The organism is Kineococcus sp. DHX-1 (assembly GCF_042473625.1).
GTDB lineage: Bacteria > Actinomycetota > Actinomycetes > Actinomycetales > Kineococcaceae > Kineococcus.
Genome location: NZ_CP170445.1, coordinates 472,765 through 491,329, shown reverse-complemented (window position 1 = coordinate 491,329; position 18,565 = coordinate 472,765). Strand labels below are relative to the sequence as shown.

The following is an 18,565-nucleotide window of genomic DNA, read 5'->3' as shown; positions in this document are numbered from 1 at the left end:
GTGAGGAGTTCTCGCAACCGGGCACCCGACGGGCTCCCACTGTCGGGTTGGACGTTCAGGGGCCGCCGCTCCGCCTTCCACCAGACACGCTCGCGTCGCCGACGCCTGTAACGTCCCGGCACCCGACCATCGTGGCAGGCACGAACCTGAAGTCGTCGACTGGTCGCCTCGCCGCAGCCGGGCTCACTGCCGCGCGAGCCGCTCGATGTCCTCGACGAACTCCCCCGCCACCTCGGCGGACACCGTCTTGCGCGTCACGGCGATGGCCGCGAGGTAGTGGCGCGTCTCGGGGCCTGCGGGCGCGCCGGCGCCGCCCTCGAGCGCTTCCTCCATCGCGGACTGCGAGGCGCGGCGGGCGGCGAACTCGATGTCGGCCGGCGAGAAACCGTCGCTGCGCACCACGACCTCGGCGAGAGCGATCTGGTCCCGCACCGCACTCGGGACGTAGCGCTGCCAGATCGCCTCCCGCGCCCGGGCGTCGGGCAACCCGATGGGCAGCAGGTAGTCGAAGCGGCCGTGACGCAGGAAGGCGCCGTCGAGGGACCGGATGAAGTTCGTCGCGCACACGAGCAGGCGCCCCGGGCGTTCCCGGAACGCGGGGATCAGCTTGAGGAGTTCGTTCGTGACCCCTTGCAGCGGCGACGGAGGCAAACCCCCGCGCCGGCCGGCGATCTCCTCCACCTCGTCGATGAAGACGACGACGTGCTCGAGGTCCGCGACCCGGGTGAAGGTCTCCCGCAGCGCGCCCGCCAACCCCTGGGGGTCGGCGGCGAGCCGGGAGGGGAAGACCTCGACGAACGGCCACTCCAACCGGGACGCGATGGCGCGGGCGAAGGTGGTCTTGCCGGTTCCCGGCGGCCCGAAGAGGACGACCGCACGGGGCGGCGTCACGCCGAACTGCTCCGCGAGTTCCGGTTGCGCCAGCGGCACGACGAGACGGCGTTCCAGCAGCGCCTTCTCCTGTTCCATCCCACCGATGCCGTCCCACAGACCGCGCGGCAGCAACCGCCCCCCGAGGTCGTTCAGCAACTGCACCTCCGACCGCTGCAGGGGCAACTGCCGTTCGACGTAGTGCAGGTCCTTCTTCGCGACGAAACCCTGCCGGGCGAACGCCTCGGAGGCGGCGAGGTCGTCGTTCAGCAGCGCCGAGAGCTGGGACAGGCCCGCGCCGGACATGACGCGTTCGAGTTCGGCGAGCAACCGGGCTCCGAGGTCCGGTTCACCCGAGGCCGTCCCCAGGAAGACGACCCAGCCCTGCGCGTGCGCCGCCCGGCCCACGACCGCCCCCACGATGCGTCCGCGCGAGTGGGCCACGACCGCGTAGTCCTTCTGGCACGAAGCCAGGACCTCGGCCAGCCCGTAGACGGGCTCACCCGTCGTCATCTTGGCGGCTTCCCACAGGGAGAGCACGCCCTCGACGTCGTCGGGGTGGAAGGGACGCAGGCTGACCGTCTCTGAGGACGGGTGCGGTGACTCGGACACCCCGCCACTGTGCGCGCCGGCACGCGGCCCCGGACCCGGGCTCGGGGCGCAAGAAACGCCGATCTTGACCGTCCGGGAAGGACGGCCGCTCTTCGAGACCGTCGCGTCGAAACCCGGCGTGACCACCCGTTCGGGCGCTCGAGGCGGCGGCCTCAAGGACCGAGGCGCAGGTGCCGATGAGCGGGCATGCCGAGCGTGACGCGCACGACGACGGCGGTGGGGATCGTCGCCCCGCTCCTGCTGCTGGCCGGCGGTCAGCTCCACCAGACCTCCCTGCGGGACGCCCCGACGTCGCCCGTCCCCGCCGACTGCTCCGTCACCGCCCTGTACTCCCACGGCACCGACGCGGCCGGGCTGCGAGGACTGGACGCGGTGCGCGCCGACCTCGCGCGGCAGTCGGACGCTCTCACCGCCGACGCCGAACGCGTCGACGGCGCGACGGCGCGGGACTTCCGCGCTCAGGCCTCGGCCGCGCGGGCCCTCAGCCGGCCCGACGCGCACGTCACCACCGCGCCCGGTTCCCTCCGGCTCACCGCCCACGACGACCGGGGCCGCGTCGTGGCGGTCGCGGGGTACGGACTGGCGGGACAGGTGTTCCTGGAGCCGACCCCGGCCGACGGGTACCTCCTGCAGTCGTTCACGTACTCCCTCGAACTCCCGGCCGGCCGCAGGAGCTGCGCGCACGGCGGCAGCTGAGCGATCAGGCGGGGCCCCGGAACACCCCGTCGGCATCGGCGTTGTCGGTGAACTCCTCCCAGTCCATGTTCGCGATGGACAGGTTGTTCTCCACCGACGCCATGGCCCTCGGCGCGACGCGCACCTGCCGCACCCCGTCGTCCGCCTTCTCCAGCACCAGCAGCGGCATCTCGGGAGTGGAGAACGTCGTCGCGTCGGCGACGGCCAGCAGGACGTCCGGGGGCGCGGCAGCGGCCAGGTCGTCGACCGAGGCGTGGTTCCAGCGCCGGTGTTCGACCGGGGACAGGCACGGCAGGAAACCGTCCTCGGTCGGGGTGCCCAGCGCGGCCTGGAGCGCCTCCCACTTCCCCTGGTCGGAGAAGTCGGTGCGGATCAGCAGGGACCCCCGGTCCGCCGGGAGCACCCCGGAAGCCAGGAGCGCCTCCTCCTGCGCTGCGATCTCGAAGTGCTCGGCCGCGTACTCCTCCGACACCTGACGCAGCCGCTCCTGGTCCGCCCGCTGGGCGTCCTCCTCCGTCCACCCCGGGCTCTCGCGCGCCGCGGCGGCCAGTCGCTGCCGGTTCGCCTCCTCCGCCTCGGCACCGCCGCCACCCGTGCTGACGCAGATCCAGGTGTCGCCCTCGGCCGCGTCGGGCGGAGGTTCGCACCCCGGCGGGAGTTCCCCCGACGCCGACGGACTCGCGGGGCCCGTGCTCGGGCTCGCGGCGGACGTCCTGGCCGGGTCGGTCGGTGAACTGCAGGCGGCGACTGCCACCAGCAGCACGATGAGGGGCAGGAGGCGGCGCACGTCCCCAGTGTGCCCGCGCAACTGTTCCCGGTGGGGGCGAAGCTCACACCTGCAGCAGCGCCTCGCAGACGTCGACGAGGGCGACCCGCAGCGGGTCCGCCCGCTGCGAGAACTCCCGCTGGGCGCGGGCGTACTCCGCCTTCCCCTCCGGCGTCTCGATCGCGACGGGGGTCAGGCCCATCGACGTCACGTCGTAGGGCGAGGCGCGCATGTCGAGGACACGGACGTCCTTGGCGAGCTCGAAGCAGTCCAGGAGCAGTTCGCCCGGCACGGCCGGCGACAGCTTCATGGCCCACCGGTAGAGGTCCATCGTCGCGTGCAGGCACCCCGGCTGCTCCTGCGCCGGCTGGTCCTGGCGCGTCGGCTGCAGCTCGTTGAGGGGGACGGCGGTGGGGGTGAAGAACCGGAACGCGTCGTGGTGGCTGCAGCGGATGCGGTGCGACTCCACGACGGCGTCCGTCCCGTCGTGCCCGAGTCGCAGGGGCAGGCCGGCGTGGCGGACCTGCTCAGGACGGGTCCGGTGCACCATGGCCCACTCGTGGAGTCCGAAGCACGCCAGCTGGGGGGCGCGGCCGCGGGTGGCGACGAGGACGTCGCGGGCGAGGGTGACCGTGGCGCGCCTGCGCCCGACGATCCCGGCCGCGTCGACCTGCACGCCACCGGGGACGGCGACGTAGTTGGCCCAGTCCGCCCGCTCGTCCGCCCCGGCCAGGACGACCCCGGCGCCGGGGTGCCAGCGCTGCAGCTTGCCCGGCGCCCACGCGTAGTACGTGTAGAGGAAGTCCTCGACGGGGTGCGCCTCACCCCGGGACCGCCGCTGCGCGGCCTGCCCCGTCAGCGCGGCGGCACGGTCGGCGTGCCGCCGTTCCCGTTCCCGCCACACCTCGGGGGGCAGCACCGGGGCCGCCGATGAATCCTGTGCGGGTGCCGGGTCCACCCCGTACGGTGGAACTCCGGTCTCCGGAAGGGGTACGTCATGCCGCGCGCCATCTGGAAGGGCGCTGTGTCCTTCGGTCTGGTCAACGTGCCCGTGCGGCTCTACGCCGCGACCGGCGAGCACGACATCCGCTTCCACCAGGTCCACCGTACCGACGGTGGCCGGATCAAGATGAAGCGCACCTGCTCCATCGACGGTGAAGAGGTCTCCTACGACGAGGTCGCGAAGGGCTACGAGAGCCCCGACGGCAAGCTCGTCGTCCTCAGCGACGAGGACTTCGAGGAACTGCCGGTGGCGAGCGGGCACGAGATCGACGTGCTGCAGTTCGTCCCCGTCGACCAGGTCGACCCGATGATGCTGTCCAAGCCGTACTACCTCGAACCGGAGTCGCGCGCGGCCAAGCCCTACGCGCTGCTGCGCGAGGCCCTCACCGCCACCGACCGCGTCGCCGTCGTCAAGGTCGCCCTCCGGCAGCGGGAGTCGATCGCGCTGCTGCGCGTGCGCGACAAGGCGATCGTGCTGCAGACGCTGCTGTGGCCGGACGAGATCCGTGCGGCCGAGTTCGAGGTCCTCGACGCCGACGTCGACCTGCGCCCGCAGGAGCTGACGATGGCGGCCTCCCTCGTGGAGTCCCTCGCGGGCGACTTCCACCCGGAGGAGTTCGAGGACGACTACGCCGTCGCGGTGAAGAAGCTCATCGACGCCCGGCTCGACGACGCGGACGCGGCCCCCGCCGCGCTCGCCGACGAGGACGCCGCGGGCGGCGGTGCGCGCGGCGGAGAGGTCGTCGACCTGCTCACCGCGCTCCAGCGGTCCGTCGAACGGGCCCGTGGGGGTTCCGGCACCGCCGCTCCCGCCGAGGTCGCCGACCACGCTGAGGCGGAGAAGCCCAGCCGGTCGGCGACGAAGAAGACGACCGCGAAGAAGACGGCCGCGAAGAAGACCGCAGCGAAGAAGACCGCGACGAAGCAGACCGCGGCCAAGAAGACGACCACCGGGAAGACCACCGGCAAGACGACCGCCAAGACGACGACGCGGACCCGCAAGAGCGCCTGACACCCACCCCGCCGTCCGAGGGGCGGCGGGGTGACCGATGCTTGCCCGAGGCCCCGGCCTCCGGCGTCCGCACCGTGCACGCCGGCCGACGCACGGAAGGACCGCCCCTCCTGAGCACCGACCCGCCGGACCGACCCGTCGTGCGGCGGGGTCCGATCCTCGCCGCGCTGCTGTCCGCGACGTTCATGGCCACGATCGACGCGTCCATCGTCAACGTCGCGCTCCCGACCCTCGCACGCGACCTCGACGCCTCCCCCTCGGACACCGTCTGGGTGACGACGGCGTTCCTGCTCGCGGCGGCCTGCTGCATCCCCGCGACGGCCGCCCTCGGCGACCGGGTGGGGCGGCGGCGGTTGTTCCTCCTCGGCGTCCCGTTGTTCACGCTCGCCTCCGTCGCGTGCGCGGCGGCACCGACGCTCGACCTGCTCGTGGCCGCCCGCGTCGTGCAGGGCATGGCCTCCTCGCTCGTGCTCGCCGTCCCGATCCCGGTGTTCCGCCGCGTCGTGCCGCCCGAGCGCCTCGGCAGCGTGCTCGGGCTGAACGCCATGACCGTGGCGCTGGGGACGTCCGCGGGACCGGCGCTGGGCGGGGTGCTGCTGACGGTGGCGTCCTGGCCGTGGCTGTTCCTCGTCAACGTCCCCATCGGGGCGGCCGCCACCGCCCTCGGGTGGCGCTACCTGCCGAGCGTGCCGGGACGTCAGGCCCGCTTCGACCTGCGCGGAGCGCTGCTCGTGGCGGGCGCGATCGCCGCGTTCCTCCTCGGGGTCCGCGGTCTGGGGGCCGTCGCGACGCTGCCCGTCTCGGTCGCGCTGCTGCTCGTCGGGGTCGTCGTCACCGTGCTCTTCGTCCGGGCCGAACGCCGGGCCGCCGAACCGGTCATCCCGCCCGGGTTGTTCACGCGACCCTTCTCCCTGGCGGTCGTCACGGCGACGTGCTCGTTCTTCGGGCAGGGGACGGCGTTCGTGGCGTTGCCGTTCCTCTTCCAGGAGTCGTTCGGGGACAGCGCGTTGCGCTCGGCGCTGCTGTTCACGCCGTGGCCCGCGGTCATCGTCGTGGTGGCGCCCCTCGCGGGCCGGCTCGCCGACCGCGTCTCCCCGACCCTGCTCGCCTGCGTGGGCCTGACCGTCCTGGCCGGCGGCCTGGTCTCCCTCGCCCTGCTGCCCGAGAACGCCTCCACCGTCGACGTCCTCGTGCGGACGGCGGTGTGCGGGCTCGGGTTCGCGGTGTTCCAGTCCCCGAACAACCGGGACATGATGTCGGCCGCTCCCCTGCGGCACTCGTCGTCGGCCGCGGGCGTCCTGAACCTCAACCGCACGGTGTCGCAGTCGACCGGGTCGGGGGCCGTCAGCGTGGTGTTCGTCGCGACCGGGGTCGCCGCGGGTTCGGCCGCCGCGCACTCCGACGCCGTCACGACCGTGCTGCTCCTCGGCGCCGGGGTCGTCGCGGTCGGGGCGGTGCTGGCGGCGGTGCGGTCCCGCCGGGTCGCCGCGGACTGACGATCCGGGGCCGGTGGGGGCCCCGTCCGGGACGCGCTCCCGGAACTCCGGTGGCGCAGCCCTGCCGTCACCTCGACAGTCGTCGTGTGGACCAGACGGCGTCAGACCTGCCCGGTGCGGCCGACCGCCCCGACGAACCGGAGCACGAGGTCGAGGACGCGTTCGACCGCCTCGTGGAGGAGGGCGAGGACCGGCTGCGCCGGCCCCTGTTGCCGCTGCTCAGCGTCGGTCTCCTCGGGGGCATCGACGTCGGGACCGGGCTGCTGGCCTACCTCGTCGTCAAGCACGAGACCGGGAGCGGCCTGCTCGCCGGGCTCGCCTTCTCCGTGGGTTTCGTCGCACTGCTGCTGGCCCGCAGCGAACTCTTCACCGAGAACTTCCTGGTGCCGGTGACCGCCGTCGTCGCCCGCCGCGGGACGCTCGCCCAGCTCGCCCGGCTGTGGGGAACCACGCTGCTCACCAACCTCCTCGCCGGGTGGGTCATCACCTGGATCATCATGACCGCGCTGCCCGACCTCGCGAGCACGGCGGTGGAGTCGGCCCGCCACTTCGTCGACCTCGGCGTGGGCCGGGAGTCCTTCGCCCTGGCCGTCCTCGCCGGTGCCGTCATCACCCTGATGACGCGGATGCAGCACGCGACCGAGGCCGTGGGCGTCAAGTTGGTCCCGGCCGTCCTCTTCGGTGCGCTCCTGGCCGGAACGCAACTGCTGCACAGCGTCCTGGACTCCCTGCTGATGTTCGCCGCCCTCCACGTCGGTGCGCCGTTCGGCTACGCCGACTGGGCCCGGACGGCCGCCTGGGCGGTGCTCGGCAACGTCGTCGGCGGCCTCGTCCTCGTCACCGCCGTCCGCCTGCTCCGCGTCCCCCACCGCGTCGCCGAGGAGCGCCGGTCCCAGGAGGCCTGACCCCGGTCCGACGCTGAGCGCCCCGTCCGCTACAGATGGGGGCATGGGGAACGACGGGCAGCGGACCACCCACCCCGTGGACGAGACCGGGCAGGGTGCGGGGAGCCTCGTCGGGTTCGTGCTGGCCGCCGCCGTCGTCGGTGCCCTGACGGGGCTGACGGCCGCCACCTTCCGGCTCCTGCTGACGGGCGCCGTGGGCTGGCGCGAGCGGATGACGGCCCTGTCCACGGGGCACGGACCCCTCGGCCTGGTGCTCGTCGTGGTGGGGTGCGCCGCCTGCACGACCGCGGCGGCGGCCCTGGTGCGCCGCGTCGAACCGCACGCCGAGGGCAGCGGGATCCCGCACGTGGAGGCCGTGGTCGAGGGCCGCGCCGGGCCGGGGCGCTTCCGGATCCTGCCGGTGAAGTACGTCGGCGGCCTGCTCTCGATCGGCGGGGGCGGTCTGGCCCTCGGACGCGAGGGACCGTCGGTGCAGATGGGCAGCTCCGTCGCCGTCCTGGTGTCCTCGGTCCTGCGGCGCTCGCGGTACGACCTGCGGCTCCTCGTGGCCGCCGGGGCGGCGGCGGGGCTGGCCACCGCCTTCAACGCACCCATCGCCGGCGGGGTCTTCGTGCTCGAGGAACTGCTGAAGTCGTTCCACCCCCGCGCGACGATCGCCACGCTGGTCGCGTCCGCCTCCGGTTTCGCCGTCGCCGCCCCGCTGGCCGGCGGCGCACCGGACTTCCGGGTGCCGCCCCTGGCCGACCCGCGCCTGTCGAGCGCCGGGTGGGTGCTCGCCGTCGGCGTCCTCACGGGGCTGCTCGGGGTCCTGTACAACCGCGCCGTGCTGGCCGGTCTGCACCGCGTGGACGCCAGCCGCTGGCCGGCCGAGGCGCGGGCCGCCGTCATCGGAGCGCTCGTGGGGTTGCTCGCCTGGACCGGGCCGCACCTCGTCGGCGGCGGCGACCACCTGACGCAGGAGGCCCTGCTGGGCCACGGGACGGTGACCGTCGCGCTCGGCGTGCTGGCCCTGCGCTTCGTCCTGGGGGTGGTCTCCTACGCGGCGCTCACCCCGGGAGGACTGTTCGCCCCCATGCTCGTGCTGGGGTCGCAGTGCGGCCTCCTGGTCGGTCTGGTCGCGGTGCACCTGACGCCGGGCAGCGCCCCGGAACCGGCGGCCCTGGCCCTCGTCGGTCTCGCGGCGTTCTTCACCGCCACCGTCCACGCCCCGGTGACCGGCCTCGTCCTGGCCACCGAGCTGACGGGGAGCACGAACCAGTTGTTCCCGATGCTGGGAGCGTGCGCCGTCGCCCTGCTCGTCGCCGTCGTCCTGCGGTCCCGCCCGGTGTACGACCTGCTCACCGACCGCGCCACCGCCAGGTCCGTGGCCTGACCGCCCCGGGCCCGTCGCCCCGTCGTCGCGGCTCAGCCGACCAGCAGCAGCAGCGCCGACACCACCAGGCCCACCTCGACCACGACGACGAAGATGCGCCCGACGACGCGCTTGCCGACCCACGACCCGGCCAGGGTCGCCGGTGTCAGCACGAGGCCGCGCACGAGGACCGTCGGTGTCAGCAGGTCCCCCGTGCCGTGGGCGACGAGCTTCGACACGTGCAGGGTCGGCGCGCCGGCCGCCCGTACGCGAGGAAGGACGGCGCGGTGAGCGGGCCGACGCACCCCAGCAACGCCGACCCCACCCCCGGAGGCCGCCCCGAGGGGGGTGGAGGACCGGTCGCTCGGTGGGCGCGGTGGGAACGCACGCGCCGCCACACGACGACGACGAGCAGGAACAGCCCCAGCCCGCGCTGCAGGAGGCCAGCGGAGCCTGCTGCGGCAGCGGGCGTCAGCGCGCGTCCCACCGGCCCCGTTCAGCGGCGGCGCCGCGTCGCCGCGGACTCGAACTCCCGCACGACGTCGGCCGTCGCCTCGTGCAGCTCGTCGAGGACGGCGACGACCTGGCGGAGCAGTTCCGGGGGATGACGTCGACCGAGCGCCTCGACCCGTTCACCCAGCGGCGCGAAGAACTGCCCGGCGTCCTGCGCGACGTCCGGCGGGACGCGCAGGGTGACGACGCGCCGGTCGCGGTTCTCGCGCGACCGGACGAGGAGCCCCGCCGTCTCCAGCCGGTTCAGCAGAGCCGTCGTCGCGCCCGTGCTGAGACCCACCCGCCGACCCAGCAGGGTCGGGGTCAGCGGGGCCCCCCGTTCCTGGGCGTAGAGCACCTGCCCGAACGCCTCCGCGTCGCCCACGCTCACCCCGAGACGTCGCGACAGGTGCTGCACGACGTCGGAGTTGTCCGCCGACCAGCGCCGCAGCGCGTCGACGACCTGGTCCGCCAGAGGCATCCCGTCGCGCGGACCGGGGGGTTCCGCCCCGGCCCCGCGTGTCCGTCCTGCAGCCAACCGTTCCCCACCCCTCTCGCCGCGACCGGGCGGAGCCTACCGGTTGACTCCACCGCCGAGTACCTTCACAGTGGAGAGACTCCACGATCGTGGAGCATCACCCAGGCACCGGGAGACGACAGATGGACACGACGCGCAGCCGACCGCCCCGGATCCTCGTGACGGGGGCCAGCATCGCGGGCCCCACCCTCGCCTGGGGCCTGGCCCGGTCGGGTTTCGACGTCGTCCTGCTGGAACGATCGCCGCGGCAACGCGCGACGGGCCAGAACATCGACGTCCGCGGCCTGGGCCGGGAGGTGCTGCGGCGCATGGGCGTGGAGGACACGGTCCGGCAGAACCTCACCGGGGAACAGGGCACCCGGTACGTCGACGAGCGGGGCCGGGTCTACGCGCAGATCCCGCGCGAGGAGGGTCGCGACGGCCCGACGGCCGAACTGGAGGTGCTGCGGGGCACGTTCGCGCGCATCCTCGTCGACCTCGCAGAACCCTCGGTCGACCTGCGGTACGGGGACTTCGTGACAGGGGTGGCGCAGGACGCCGACGGCGTGGACGTCGAGTTCGACAGTGGCTCGCGCGAGCGGTTCGACGCGCTGCTCGTCGCCGAGGGGCGCAGCTCCCGCACCCGGCGGTTGCTGTTCGGCCCGGAGACGACCCTGCGCGACTTCGGCGTGAGCATCACGTACGGAACCCTCGAGCGGACGGCCGCCGACGCGGACTGGTGGGACTGGTTCACCGCCACCGGCGGACGGGTCGCGTCGGTGCGCCCGGACAACCTCGGCACGGTGCGGGCGAGCTTGTCGTTCGAGTCCGAGCCCCAGGGTTTCGAGGCGCTGCCGGTCCTGTCCCAGCTCGACCTCCTGCGGGCCCGCTTCCGGGGAGCCGGGTGGCAGACGGAACGGATCCTCGACGGGTTCGCCGCGAACCCCGACGAGTTCTACACCCAGCGCATGGAGCAGGTCGTCGTCTCGTCGTGGCACCGGGGGCGGGTCGCGCTGCTCGGCGACGCGGCCTGGGGTTCGGGTCCGACCGGGATGGGGACGACGCTCGCCCTGGTCGCCGCGCACGTCCTGGCCGGGGAGCTCCACCGCACGTACGCCGACGGGGGCGAGCACCCCGGCCCCGCCTTCGCGCGGTACGAGTCCCTGCTGCGCCGGTACGCCGACAGCGCCCAGGGCCTGCCGCCGGGCGGGGCACGCCTGCTGCACCCGTCGTCGCGCGCCGGGGTGCGCGGGGTGCAGACGGTCCACCGCCTCGCCGCGACGCGGCCGTTGCGCGGGCTGGCCGAACGCACGCTCCTCACCAGCGCCCGGTCGGTGCCACGGCTGGACGAGTACCCCACCCTGCGGGCGGAACCGGCGCGGGTCTAGACGAGCGCGGCGCCGGCCGCGCGCAGTTCTGCGAACGCGACGGAGGCGTGGTCCCAGAAACTGCCCGCACGCTCGGCCTCGGCCTCGCTCCAGGCGGAGAAACCCCGCTTGAACGCCAGCACGCCGAGTTCGGCCGCGAACTGCGCCTGGACCTCCAGGACTCCCCTGTCCTGCAGCGCCAGCGCCATCGCGGCGGCCATGCCGACGCTCTTGAGGGCGTCCCGCTCCTGGAGTTCGGCGCTGGCCGCGACCGCGGCCTTGAGGCGGGGACCGAGTTCGCGGTTCGCCGGACCCATCGCGTCGCAGGCGAGTTCCAGGCCCGCGGCGACGGCGTCCAGCGGCCGGGCCCCCTCGGGCGCTGCGGCGATGCCCTCGGCGAGCAGGGCGCTGAGCGTCTCCTGCCCGGCGACGAGGAGTTCGCGCTTGTCGGGGAAGTGGCGGAAGAACGTGCTCTTGGTGACGCCGGCGCGCTCGGCGATCTGAGTCACGGTCGTCGCGTCGTACCCCTGCTCGGTGAACAGGTCGACGGCGGCGACGACCAGCCGTTCGCGGGCTCCCGGTTCCCATCGCGCCATGAGCCCAGCCTAGGCCACGGGACAACGGTCCCGTTCTGACGGGACAAGAGTCCCGTCAAGGGGTTATGGTCCTTCCACGGGACAACGGTCCCGTCACCTTGGACCTGGAGGTTCACCCATGCACGTCCTCCTCACCGGCGCCACGGGCACGATCGGTTCCGCCGTCACGGCCGAACTGCTCGCGCACGGTCACACCGTCCTCGCCCTCGCCCGCTCCGACGCCTCCGCCGACGCTGTCCGGGCCCTCGGCGCGGAACCGCTGCGCGGGTCGCTCGCCGACCTCGACGTCCTGCAGGCCGGTGCCCGCGCCGCCGACGGCGTCGTCAGCCTCGCCTTCGACCACGCGACGCCGGACGCCACCGCCCTCGCGGCCTCCGTCTCCCAGGAGGCCGCCGCCGTCGCAGCCCTCGGTGACGCCCTCGTGGACACCGGGAAACCGCTCGTCGTCGTCTCGGGGACCCCCGCCGTCCCCGGACGCGCTGCGACGGAGTCGGATCCGCTCCCCACGGAGGGGCCCGTCGCCGGCCGCGGCCGCACCGTCACCGCCGCACTGGCCCTCGCCGAGCGCGGCGTCCGGGTCTCCTCGGTGCGGATGCCCCGCACCGTGCACCACCGCGGCACCGGAGGTTTCGCCGGGCTGCTCACCGACGCGGCCCGGCGCAGCGGCGTCGCGGGGTACCCCGGCGACGGCAGTCAGCGCTGGCCCGCGGTGCACGCCCTGGACGCGGCCTCGCTCGTCCGGACCGCTCTGGAGTCGGCACCCGCCGGCACCTCCTGGCACGCCGTCGCCGACGAGGGAGACGCGGTGCGCGACATCGCCGCCGTCGTCGGGCGGCGCCTCGGCCTGCCCGTCCGGGCCGTGCCGACCGAGGAGTTCGGCCCCTTCGGACCGGTCTTCGCCGCCGACCAGTCGGCCTCCAGCGCGCACACCCGGGCGGCGCTCGGCTGGGAACCGCGGCACCCCGGCCTGCTCGCGGACCTGGAACTCCTCGAACCCTGAGGGGGTTCGCGCTCACCCGGCCTGGGAGAGCAGGTGCACGACGAGCGTGAGGTCGGGTTGGCCCGCGACCGCGAAGGACGCGTGCGGGATGTCGGAGACGCCGCGTCCGGGCAGGCGCAACCGCTTCGTCCCGCTGCGGCTCGCCCGCACGTCGTGCCGCGACCACCACTCCCTCGCCTGCGGACTCACCGCCCGCAGGTCGGCGACGAGCGGGTCGCGGCGCGGGTCGTCGGGCCGCTGGGCGACCGTCGCGCGCAGACGCGCCAGGAGGTCCTGCGCGACGGCGTCCCACTGCACCAGCACCTCCCGCGCGGCCGGGTCGGTGAACACCCACCGCGCCAGGTTCGGCGCGGGACCACCCACCAGGAGCGGGAACACCGCCGCCGCGGCCGGGTTCCACACGAGCACGTCGAACGTGCCGGTCACGACGTAGGCCGGGTCGGGGTCCAGCGCCCGGACCACCCCGGCGACGGCGACCGGGACCTCGAGCGCGGAGGGCTCCAGGGGTGGTGCCGTGAGGTCCACGACGTGACGACGCTCGGCGGCGGTGAGCTGCAGCGCCGTGGCGAGGGCGTCCAGCACCTGGCGGGAGGGGCGGACGTCGCGGCCCTGTTCGAGGTACGTGAGCCAGGTGGCGCTGATCCCCGTCAGCACGGCGAGCTCCTCCCGGCGCAGCCCGGGCGTCCGGCGGCGACCGGTGAGCGGCAGGCCCACGTCCGCGCAGGTGAGCCGTTCGCGGCGGCTGCGGAGGAACGACCCCAGTTCCCGGCGGCGCGCGGCGGCGGCGGAACGGTCCTCGACGACGGTCACCGGACCTCCCGCGGCGGTGCTCGCCTGGTACCCCGGGTACCAGGACGAAGGGATTCTGGATACCAGGCTAGACCCGGTCGACGCTGGACCGGTGAAGACCTGGTTCCTCGACGAGACGTCCTCCGACCTGCGGCGGGAGGAGGTGCCCGAGCCGGTGCTGCGACCGGGCGCCGCCCTGGTGGACGTGCTGGCCGTGCACGTCCCCGCCTACACCTCCGCGCTGACGACAGGCACCCGCGGCGACCTGCCCACGCCGATGGTCCTGGGCACCGGCGGGATCTGCCGCGTCACGGCCGTCGCCGACGACGTCTTCGGCGTCCACGTCGGCGACGTGGTCGTCAACGGCGGACTGCTCCGCTCGACCGACGTCACCCGTCCCGAGGAGTTCATCCTGTCCTGGACGGGCATCGGCGGGACCGGGGAGCGAACCCCCGACGTCGCCCGCCTGCAGGGGGTGTGGCGGGACGGCACCTTCGCCGAGCGCGCGGTCCTGCCCGCCTCGGTGCTCGTCCGGTTGCCCGGCGCCGAGGAGGACCCCCGCCCCGAACGCCTCGCCGTGCTCCCCTGGCTGGCCATCGCCGCGCAGGGGTGGGACCGCGGCGGTCAACGCCCCGGCGACGTCGTGGCCGTCCTGGGGGCCACCGGCCAGCTCGGCGGCGCGGCAGTCCTGCTCGCCCTGGCCCGCGGGGCGTCGCGCGTCGTGGCCGTGGGCCGCAACGCCGAGGCGCTGGACCGGCTGGCCGCCCTCGACACCCGCGTCGTCCCGGTCGTCCTCACCGGGGACCGCGGACGGGACGCGGCGACCGTCGCGGCTGGAGGAGCTCCCGGCGTCGTCCTCGACGCCCTCGGCGCCACCTCGAGCGCCGAACCCACCCTGACGGGTTTCGACAGCCTCGGCCCCGGGGGGACGCTCGTCCTCGTGGGCGGCGTCCGGCACGACCTGACGATCCCCTACGGCCACCTCATGCGCCGGCGCCAGACCGTCACGGGGTCCTGGATGGCCCGGCCGGAGACGCTGGCGGCGGTGTGGCGACTGGTGCACGGCGGCGTGCTCGACCTCGACGCGGTGGCGGTGGCCACGGTCGGGCTCGACGACCCCGCCGGTGCGCTGGACCTCGCGGCGCGCTCGCGCGGGCTGCAGTTCGTCGTCCTCGTCCCATGACGCCGACGGTCAGTCCCGCGCGACCCCGGGCCGGTGCCCCGGCGGCGCCGGGACCTCCTCGCCCGACACCTCGACGAGGTCGGCGACGGTGAACCGCCAGCCGCCAGGGTGGTCACGGTCGAACGCGACGAAGTGCTCACCCGTGAACGTCTCCCCGGTGTGGACCATCGTCGCGGTGAACTCCGGCGCCAGGAGTCTCCCTCGCTCGGCGCTCCGGGGCCGGACGTCATTCGGCGGGTGCGGGCGCGGGCGCCGCGCCGACCGTGCCGCGGCGGGCGCGGCGCAGACGGACGCCCCGCGGGTTCCCGGCGATGAGGGGCAGCAACCAGTGCGCCGACCGGTCGGCGTCGACGAGGACCGCCCGGACGAAGAGGCTGAGCGGCACCGCGAGCAGCGCGCCCACCGCACCGAGGGCGAAACCCCACACGACGACGGACAGGAACGTCAGCGTGGTCGACAGACCGACGGCGCCCCCGACGATGCTCGGCTGCACGAGGCCCTGGATCACGACGTTGAGGACGGTGTAGACGAGCACCACGACCAGGGCGTTGCCCGGGCCGTTGGCCAGCAGTGCGAGGAGGGCCGGCGGAGCGAGACCGAGGAAGAACCCGACGTTGGCCACGTAGTTCGTCAGGAACGACCACAACCCCCACAGCAGGGGCAGGGGGACGGCGAGCCAGTAGAGCGCCCCGACGTCGAGGACGGCCACGACCGCGCCGAACACCGTCGAGACGACGATGAAGCGACGGGTCCCGGAGGCGAACCCCACGAGGGCCGACACGAGGTCCGGGTGCGTCCACGACGCCTGCGACAGCAACCGGGGGAACACCGTCGCGTCCAGCGCCAGGAAGAAGAGCAGGAACAGCAGGAAACCCAGCGTCGACACACCGGACCCGACCTGCAGCAGGGCGCTCTCGGCCAGCCCGAGCACCCGGCCGGTGTCGACGGAGGCCAGCGCCTGCGAGATCTGCGACTGACCGATACCCACCTGCGACAACAGGTCCAGCCCTTCGCTCTGCAGCTGGGCGAACCTCGGCGCGTAGGACGGCAGGGTCGCCGCGAGCTCGTACACGGACCAGCCGACCGCCACCCCGGCTCCCAGGACGAGCCCGTAGAGCAGCAGCAGGACCACCACGACGCCGACCCAACCGGGCAGCCGGCGCTGCAGTCGGGTGCGGACCGGGTGCAGCACGAGGACGAGCACGACCCCCACCACCACGGGCCCGAGCACGCCGGAGAAGGCGCGCAGACCGGCGACGACGGCCACGACCGCGGCGAGGCCCAGCAGGAGGGTCACCGACCGCGGCCACCGCGTCGACCCGTCTCGTCCTGCGACGTCCAGCCCCTGCTCCGGCACGCTCACGCGACCTCCCCGTCCGGCACCCACCCGTCCGCCGACCGCGGCCCGGGACCATGGTGCCGCCGTCCCGGCCGGGCGCATCCGCAGACCGGCGGGGTGGGTCAGGCGTCGATCTCGACGTCGCCGAGCGGACGGCTGCAGCAGATCAGCACCTTGCCGGCGGCGATCTCCCGCGGCCGGATCCCCCCGTTGTGCTGCATGTCGACCTCGCCGGTCAGGAGCACCGTCTTGCAGGTGCCGCACATGCCCTGGCTGCAGGAGCTGGGCGGCGACATCCCCGCCCGGAAGGCCGCGTCGAGGATGAACTCGTCCGGGGCGCAGGGGAACGTGCGGCCGGACTTCGCCATCGAGACCGTGAAGGTCCCCGCGTCCGCACCCGCCGGGACGTCCGCCCCGATGGAGCCCACGTCGACGGGGTCGGTGTCGGCGAAGGCGGCCTGCGGCAGCGCCTCGAAGGTGAACGTCTCCTCGTGGTGGTGGGCGAGGTCGAACTCCAGCTCGGTGAGGATCTCCCGGACCGTCGCCATGTACCCGTCGGGGCCGCAGACGAACACCTCGCGGTCGTGCAGGTCCGGGGCGATCTCCCGCAGCGCCTCGCGCGTCAGCCGCCCCTTCCAGCCCCACCACTCCTGGCCGGGGCTGTCCTGGCTGCACACCTGCACGACGTTGACGGTCGGGAACTGGGTGGGCAGCCCCAGCAGTTCGGGCCGGAAGATGATGTCCGCCGGGCTGTGGGCGGAGTGCACGAAGACCACGTCGACGTCGGACCCGAGGTCGACGAGCGTGCGCGTCATCGAGATGAGCGGGGTGATCCCCGACCCCGCCGAGAGGAACAGGTACTTGCGCGCGGGGTGGTGGACCATGCTGAACGCCCCGAGCGGCGGGGCCGCGGACACCCGGTCCCCCACCGCCAGGTGGTCGTGCAGCCAGTTCGACACGAGCCCGCCGGGTTTGCGCTTCACCGTGATGGCGAGGCGGTGCGGCCGGGTCGGCGGGGAGGAGATCGTGTAGGACCGCTCGACGCGCTGCCCGTCGACGTCGAGGTGCAGCGTGACGAACTGCCCCGGGTCGAAGTGGAAGACCTGCGGGCCGACCGGTTCGAACCAGAAGGTCTTGACGTCGTGGGTGATCTCGCGGACACCCCCGCAGACGAGCTCGGCGACGTCGACGTCGTCGCCCCAGGCCGTGATCTCACCGGGGTGCGGGACGCCCTGCGTCTCGGTGACCGTCACGCGATCGCCTCGCGCAGCCGCGTCACGTACCAGTTCACGAACGCCTCGACGTCGTCCTCGACCATCGAGTACGGCCCCGGCACGTACCCCGGGTTCGCGCAGCCGACCTGCGTCCCGGCCACCAGGGCCCGGTCCTGGTCGTTCGTCGCGCGCCAGACCATCGTCAGCGCGTCCAGGTCGTAGTCGACGCCCTCGACCGCGTCCGGGTGCACGAGCCACGTCGTGCGCAGGGTGCTCGTCCCCGTCGACGTGGGCAGCACCGAGAACACCACGGCGTGGTCGGACAGCAGGTGGAACCAGGAGTTCGGCTGCATGTGCAGCGAGAGGTCCCCGAACGCGGCGTCCTGCACCGACCCCAGCAGCTTGGTGCAGACCGCGGCACCGTTGGGAGCGAACGACTTCCCCTCCCCGTCCAGGGGCAGGTGCGAGAGCTGGAAACCCACCTGGCGCGTGTCCAGCTCGCGGTGGTCGCGCAGCGGCAGGCCGTGGTCGGCCCGCACCTTCGCCAGCGCCTCGCCCGCCGTGACGTAGCGGTCGTACAGCGGCTTGAGGCGGGGGGTGATGTCCTCGGCCTCGTAGGCGAAGAGGGGGAAGTACGCCGTGATGAGTTCCGGGTGCCCGTCGCAGTGGTAGCACTCGCGGTTGTTCTCCATGACGAGCTTCCAGTTGCCCGCCTCCTGCAGGTCGTACGTCACCGCCACCTTGGCGCGGTCCAGCTCGTACGGCCGCAGGTGGGGTTCGAGGACCTCGGCCACGGCGTCGAAGTCCTCGGGCGCGTCCTGGGCCAGGCAGATGAACACCAGGCCGGCGAGGTTGCGGACGTGCACCGACCGCAGCGAGAAGCAGGACTTGTCGAACGTCGCCGGCTGCGACTCGGCGAACAGCAGCTTGCCGTCCACCCCGTACGTCCACCGGTGGTACGGGCAGACGATGTTCCCGACCGACCCCTGGCGTTCCGGCAGCAGCCGCGAGCCGCGGTGGCGGCACACGTTGTGGAACGCCTGCACCTGCTCGTCGTCGTCCCGCACGACGATGACCGACCAGTCCCCGACCTCGACCGTCACGAAGTCCCCGGGTTCGGGCAGTTCGGCCGCCGCCGCGACGAAGATCCAGTTGCGCCCGAAGACGACGTCCAGGTCGCGTTCGTACACCTCCTGGGAGGTGTAGAAGGGCGCCTCCAGGCTCATGCCCGGGACGCGACGGCGCACCAGCTCGTCGACGTCCTCGGGGGCCTGCTGGGCCCCCGGAGCGCTGCGGGGGGCGACGGTGTGAGCGGTCATGCTGCGCTCCCTCTCGAGGAGTTCGGTCGTGGCCGTTCC

19 protein-coding genes are annotated in these 18,565 nt (G+C 73.9%); 8 read left to right on the top strand and 11 right to left on the bottom strand.

What is annotated here, in order from left to right; translation table 11 throughout:
* Window positions 1-183: 183 nt before the first annotated feature.
* Window positions 184-1,482, bottom strand: a complete 1,299-nt coding sequence (locus ACFEMC_RS02345; protein ID WP_380173230.1) for an AAA family ATPase — start codon at window positions 1,480-1,482, stop codon at window positions 184-186.
* 186 nt (window positions 1,483-1,668) lie between these two features.
* On the opposite strand from ACFEMC_RS02345, the gene ACFEMC_RS02340 reads away from it, so the two are divergent.
* Window positions 1,669-2,178, top strand: a complete 510-nt coding sequence (locus tag ACFEMC_RS02340) for a hypothetical protein (RefSeq protein WP_380173228.1) — start codon at window positions 1,669-1,671, stop codon at window positions 2,176-2,178.
* Between the two features lie 4 nt (window positions 2,179-2,182).
* Here ACFEMC_RS02340 and ACFEMC_RS02335 read toward each other — a convergent pair whose 3' ends face one another.
* Both ACFEMC_RS02335 and ACFEMC_RS02330 read right to left on the bottom strand, forming a co-directional pair.
* Window positions 2,183-2,965, bottom strand: a complete 783-nt coding sequence (locus ACFEMC_RS02335; RefSeq protein ID WP_380173226.1) for a DUF6924 domain-containing protein — start codon at window positions 2,963-2,965, stop codon at window positions 2,183-2,185.
* A gap of 43 nt (window positions 2,966-3,008) precedes the next feature.
* Complete coding sequence (locus ACFEMC_RS02330; protein ID WP_380173224.1) at window positions 3,009-3,863, bottom strand: 3-methyladenine DNA glycosylase; 855 nt, start codon at window positions 3,861-3,863, stop codon at window positions 3,009-3,011.
* Between the two features lie 78 nt (window positions 3,864-3,941).
* On the opposite strand from ACFEMC_RS02330, the gene ACFEMC_RS02325 reads away from it, so the two are divergent.
* The 4 genes from ACFEMC_RS02325 (at window position 3,942) to ACFEMC_RS02310 (ending at window position 8,731) form a co-directional block, all read left to right on the top strand.
* Window positions 3,942-4,958, top strand: coding sequence for a Ku protein (locus ACFEMC_RS02325; protein ID WP_380173222.1), 1,017 nt, complete (start codon window positions 3,942-3,944; stop codon window positions 4,956-4,958).
* Window positions 4,959-4,999: 41 nt separating this feature from the next.
* Window positions 5,000-6,454, top strand: coding sequence for an MFS transporter (locus ACFEMC_RS02320; RefSeq protein WP_380173219.1), 1,455 nt, complete (start codon window positions 5,000-5,002; stop codon window positions 6,452-6,454).
* Between the two features lie 86 nt (window positions 6,455-6,540).
* Window positions 6,541-7,359, top strand: coding sequence for a formate/nitrite transporter family protein (locus ACFEMC_RS02315; protein ID WP_380173217.1), 819 nt, complete (start codon window positions 6,541-6,543; stop codon window positions 7,357-7,359).
* A 43-nt stretch (window positions 7,360-7,402) separates the two neighbouring features.
* Window positions 7,403-8,731, top strand: coding sequence for a chloride channel protein (locus tag ACFEMC_RS02310; protein WP_380173215.1), 1,329 nt, complete (start codon window positions 7,403-7,405; stop codon window positions 8,729-8,731).
* 32 nt (window positions 8,732-8,763) lie between these two features.
* Here the strand turns inward: ACFEMC_RS02310 and ACFEMC_RS02305 are convergent, their stop codons facing one another.
* Together ACFEMC_RS02305 and ACFEMC_RS02300 are read right to left on the bottom strand one after the other, a co-directional pair.
* Window positions 8,764-8,949, bottom strand: coding sequence for a hypothetical protein (locus ACFEMC_RS02305; protein WP_380173213.1), 186 nt, complete (start codon window positions 8,947-8,949; stop codon window positions 8,764-8,766).
* Window positions 8,950-9,206: 257 nt separating this feature from the next.
* Window positions 9,207-9,683 (bottom strand): MarR family winged helix-turn-helix transcriptional regulator, encoded by a 477-nt coding sequence (locus ACFEMC_RS02300; protein ID WP_380173211.1) that lies wholly within the window; start codon window positions 9,681-9,683, stop codon window positions 9,207-9,209.
* Between the two features lie 179 nt (window positions 9,684-9,862).
* Between ACFEMC_RS02300 and ACFEMC_RS02295 the strand changes: the two genes are divergently transcribed.
* Window positions 9,863-11,107: an FAD-dependent monooxygenase gene (locus tag ACFEMC_RS02295; RefSeq protein WP_380173209.1), complete on the top strand. Its 1,245-nt coding sequence runs from the start codon at window positions 9,863-9,865 to the stop codon at window positions 11,105-11,107.
* Here ACFEMC_RS02295 and ACFEMC_RS02290 read toward each other — a convergent pair.
* Entirely contained in the window at window positions 11,104-11,682 is a 579-nt protein-coding gene (locus tag ACFEMC_RS02290; RefSeq protein ID WP_380173207.1) for a TetR/AcrR family transcriptional regulator, read from the bottom strand. The two genes, ACFEMC_RS02295 and ACFEMC_RS02290, sit on opposite strands and share 4 nt — an antisense overlap.
* A 118-nt stretch (window positions 11,683-11,800) precedes the next feature.
* Between ACFEMC_RS02290 and ACFEMC_RS02285 the strand changes: the two genes are divergently transcribed.
* Complete coding sequence (locus ACFEMC_RS02285) at window positions 11,801-12,682, top strand: SDR family oxidoreductase (protein ID WP_380173205.1); 882 nt, start codon at window positions 11,801-11,803, stop codon at window positions 12,680-12,682.
* Between the two features lie 12 nt (window positions 12,683-12,694).
* Here ACFEMC_RS02285 and ACFEMC_RS02280 read toward each other — a convergent pair whose 3' ends face one another.
* Window positions 12,695-13,492, bottom strand: a complete 798-nt coding sequence (locus ACFEMC_RS02280) for a helix-turn-helix transcriptional regulator (RefSeq protein WP_380173203.1) — start codon at window positions 13,490-13,492, stop codon at window positions 12,695-12,697.
* A 91-nt stretch (window positions 13,493-13,583) separates the two neighbouring features.
* Between ACFEMC_RS02280 and ACFEMC_RS02275 the strand changes: the two genes are divergently transcribed.
* Entirely contained in the window at window positions 13,584-14,654 is a 1,071-nt protein-coding gene (locus ACFEMC_RS02275; protein ID WP_380173201.1) for a zinc-binding dehydrogenase, read from the top strand.
* 9 nt (window positions 14,655-14,663) lie between these two features.
* Here ACFEMC_RS02275 and ACFEMC_RS02270 read toward each other — a convergent pair whose 3' ends face one another.
* The 4 genes from ACFEMC_RS02270 to ACFEMC_RS02255 all read right to left on the bottom strand — a co-directional run bounded on the left by ACFEMC_RS02270 (window position 14,664) and on the right by ACFEMC_RS02255 (window position 18,526).
* Window positions 14,664-14,822, bottom strand: a complete 159-nt coding sequence (locus ACFEMC_RS02270) for a hypothetical protein (RefSeq protein WP_380173199.1) — start codon at window positions 14,820-14,822, stop codon at window positions 14,664-14,666.
* Between the two features lie 58 nt (window positions 14,823-14,880).
* On the bottom strand, window positions 14,881-16,017 hold the full coding sequence (locus ACFEMC_RS02265) for an AI-2E family transporter (protein WP_380173197.1): 1,137 nt from the start codon (window positions 16,015-16,017) through the stop codon (window positions 14,881-14,883).
* Window positions 16,018-16,115: 98 nt separating this feature from the next.
* Window positions 16,116-17,246 carry a 2Fe-2S iron-sulfur cluster-binding protein gene (locus tag ACFEMC_RS02260; protein ID WP_380173195.1) on the bottom strand — a complete coding sequence of 377 codons (1,131 nt, stop codon included), beginning with the start codon at window positions 17,244-17,246 and terminating at the stop codon, window positions 16,116-16,118.
* Window positions 17,243-18,526, bottom strand: coding sequence for an aromatic ring-hydroxylating dioxygenase subunit alpha (locus ACFEMC_RS02255; RefSeq protein WP_380173193.1), 1,284 nt, complete (start codon window positions 18,524-18,526; stop codon window positions 17,243-17,245). Before ACFEMC_RS02255 ends, ACFEMC_RS02260 begins: the two co-directional genes overlap by 4 nt.
* Window positions 18,527-18,565: the final 39 nt, after the last annotated feature.

Coding starts and splice junctions, on each gene's coding strand:
- ACFEMC_RS02340 (WP_380173228.1), top strand. CDS start 1,669: ATGCCGAGCGTGACGCGCACGACGACGGCGGTGGGGATCGTCGCCCCG.
- ACFEMC_RS02325 (WP_380173222.1), top strand. CDS start 3,942: ATGCCGCGCGCCATCTGGAAGGGCGCTGTGTCCTTCGGTCTGGTCAAC.
- ACFEMC_RS02310 (WP_380173215.1), top strand. CDS start 7,403: ATGGGGAACGACGGGCAGCGGACCACCCACCCCGTGGACGAGACCGGG.
- ACFEMC_RS02300 (WP_380173211.1), bottom strand. CDS start 9,683: ATGCCTCTGGCGGACCAGGTCGTCGACGCGCTGCGGCGCTGGTCGGCG.
- ACFEMC_RS02295 (WP_380173209.1), top strand. CDS start 9,863: ATGGACACGACGCGCAGCCGACCGCCCCGGATCCTCGTGACGGGGGCC.
- ACFEMC_RS02290 (WP_380173207.1), bottom strand. CDS start 11,682: ATGGCGCGATGGGAACCGGGAGCCCGCGAACGGCTGGTCGTCGCCGCC.
- ACFEMC_RS02285 (WP_380173205.1), top strand. CDS start 11,801: ATGCACGTCCTCCTCACCGGCGCCACGGGCACGATCGGTTCCGCCGTC.
- ACFEMC_RS02270 (WP_380173199.1), bottom strand. CDS start 14,822: ATGGTCCACACCGGGGAGACGTTCACGGGTGAGCACTTCGTCGCGTTC.
- ACFEMC_RS02255 (WP_380173193.1), bottom strand. CDS start 18,526: ATGACCGCTCACACCGTCGCCCCCCGCAGCGCTCCGGGGGCCCAGCAG.